Below are 2,601 nucleotides of genomic sequence, written 5' to 3' on the forward strand. Positions count from 1 at the left end.
CCCCCCCCCCCCCCCCCCCCCCCCCCCCCCCCCCCCCCCCCCCCCCCCCCCCCCCCCCCCCCCCCCCCCCCGGCCCCGCACACCCTGACGGGCGGCGCGCAGTCCCCGTGACCCCGCGCCGGCGCGGCGTCACCCCCGGTCGGGTCCCGGCGGGGTCAGGCCGCGGAGTTTGTCCGGGTTGATCTGGAGGCGGAGGTTGCGGATCCGGCCGTCCTCCAGGTCGAAGGTGACCGCGCCCATGGGGGTGTCGCCGGCGAGGGCGAGCAGGCCCAATTCGCCGTTGACGAGGGCCGGGACGGTGCTGACGGGAGCCATGGTCGGCTTCGCCAGTACGCCCAGCAGCCAGCGCGCCACCCGGTCGGGCCCGTGCAGTGGACGGAGCGCGGCACGGACCTTCCCGCCGCCGTCGGACCAGGCGGTGATGTCGGGGGCGAGCATCTCCATGACCGCGTTCAGGTCGCCGCCGGCGCAGGCGTTCAGGAAGCGCTCCGTGATCCGTTCGCGCTCCGCCGTGTCCGTGTCGTAGCGGGGGCGGCCGGCCTGGACGTGTTTGCGGGCGCGGTGGGAGATCTGCCGGACCGTCGGCTCCGGGCGCTCCAACACCTCGGCGATCTCCCCGTGCGAGTAGCCGAACACCTCGCGCAGGACGAACACCGCGCGCTCCACGGGCGCGAGGGTCTCCAGAACGACCAGCATCGCCGTCGACACGCTCTCGGCGAGCTCCTGTCCCCGCGCCGCGTCCGGCTCCGTCAGCAGGGGTTCGGGGAGCCAGGGGCCGACGTACTCCTCCCGGGTGGCCCGGGCGGAGGTCAGCCGGTTCAGGGACAGGTTCGTCACGGTGCGCACCAGGTACGCCTTGGGGTGACGTACGTCCGAGCGGTCGGCCTTGTGCCACGTCAACCACGCGTCCTGGACGATGTCCTCGGCGTCGGCGACGCTGCCCAGCATCCGGTAGGCGGTGGCGAACAGGAGCCTGCGGTGTTCGGCGAAGGCGTCCTGGTGCGTTGGGGTTTCGGTCACCGGGCGATTCTGCCCGCACGGCCTCCCACCGGCAAGAACGGGTCCCACGGGCTCGGTCCCGGGGGGCCTCAGGTCCGCAGACGTACCAGGGCCGCCCGGCCCGTGGTGCGCACGAGACCGGTGAGGGGGCCGTCGGCCAGGAGAGCGTCGTACGGGGCGAGTCGGGTGGGTTGGCCGCCCCGCGCGTCCGTTCGGTCCAGGGTCGCCGGGCCGTCCAGGGCGATGACGATGACGGTCTCGTCCGGTGCCACTGTGAGGTCGAACTCGCCGCGCACGACGGCGGTCCGGGCGTCGGTGCGGTCCCGGCGGTACATCACGTTGAGGTTCACGACGGGGCCGTCGAGGAGCCGGCAGTGGGTGGGTCGGTCGCCGGGGAAGTGTCGCGGTGCCCAGCGCTCGTCCACGAGGCGGTGTTCGCCCGCGACGGTGAGGTCCATGCCCGCGCCCTCGGCGAGGGTGAGCGTCCGGTCGACGCCGGGGAAGACGGAGAAGGGGCCGTCGGCGTCCACTTCGGCGAGGCTGACCCGCCAGGCGAAGTCGCCCGTACCGGATTCCGCGGGCCGTGCGGCGATCTCGCGGGTGATTCCCCCGCCGTTCTTCCAGGGCTCGGCCGTACGGTCGGCGGCGCGCAGGATCCTGAGGCCGGCGGGGGTGGTCACGAGGGCGTTCCTTCTTTCGGGCGGGGCGCGCTCAGCGCAGGATGCCGGCCTGCCGGGCGGCGCGGAGCCATGACGGGAACTCGGACAGCAGCCGGTCGTACAGCTCGGGGTCGGAGACCTTGTCGATGTCGTCGACGGCGAAGAAGCCGACGTTGTCGACGCGGCGGCCGGCCATGGTGTCGAAGCGTTCCAGCACTCCGAATCCGGCCCGGCCGAGGCCGACGAACTGCCAGAACACGGGTTCGTCGACGGCCGCGCGCAGCTCCCGTTCGATCTCGTCGTTGCGGTAGACGCCGCCGTCGGAGAAGAACAGCACCAGGGTCGGGACGGACGGCGACTGGGTGCGGGCGTAGGCCCGCACCTCGGCGATGACCTTCTGCTCCTCGTTCTGGAACCCGACGGCGCGCATGTCGACCTGGCCGGGCTGGAGTCCCTTCGGCGGCTTCTTGCGACCGAAGAGGCTCATCTGGCCGACGCGCACGTGCAGGCGCAACCAATCCGGCAGGTCGCCGACCGCGAGGTCGGGCAACCGGGCCGGGTTCGTGGCGAAGGTCCACGCCTGCATCTCGCCGTCGTCGTCGAGCTGGGCGGCGACGGCCGCCATGCGTTCCACGACGTTCGCCACGGTGCCCCGTGAGTAGAGGGCGCTCATCGAGCCGGACGCGTCGAGGACGAGGATCACCCGGGCGGTCACCCCGGTGGCGCCGGCCTTGCTCAGGCTGACGGCGACCTGCTGCTTGCGCAGCGAGAGGCGCTTGCGCATGTCGACGGGGAGCCACTCCTCGCCCTTGACCAGCCGCACGGCGGCTTCGGTGGGCGGCCCCCCGCCCGGCAGGGTGGGCGGTCCGGCGGGCGCGGCGGGCGCGTACGGGGACCGGGCCGGGGCGGGAGCCGGCGGCGCGGGCGCGCGGGCCGGGGCGGG

Annotated in this window: 3 protein-coding genes; all 3 read right to left on the reverse strand. The window is 74.2% G+C overall.

Features of this window, described 5'->3' with window-relative positions:
• Nucleotides 1-129: 129 nt before the first annotated feature.
• Nucleotides 130-1,020, reverse strand: coding sequence for an RNA polymerase sigma-70 factor (locus NOD94_RS40720; protein ID WP_281211284.1), 891 nt, complete (start codon nucleotides 1,018-1,020; stop codon nucleotides 130-132).
• Nucleotides 1,021-1,088: 68 nt separating this feature from the next.
• Nucleotides 1,089-1,679: a HutD family protein gene (locus NOD94_RS40725; RefSeq protein WP_281211285.1), complete on the reverse strand. Its 591-nt coding sequence runs from the start codon at nucleotides 1,677-1,679 to the stop codon at nucleotides 1,089-1,091.
• Between the two features lie 31 nt (nucleotides 1,680-1,710).
• The coding region (locus NOD94_RS40730; RefSeq protein ID WP_281211286.1) for a VWA domain-containing protein at nucleotides 1,711-2,601 on the reverse strand (891 nt) is incomplete at its 5' end.

Source organism: Streptomyces sp. Isolate_45 (assembly GCF_024721315.2).
GTDB lineage: Bacteria > Actinomycetota > Actinomycetes > Streptomycetales > Streptomycetaceae > Streptomyces.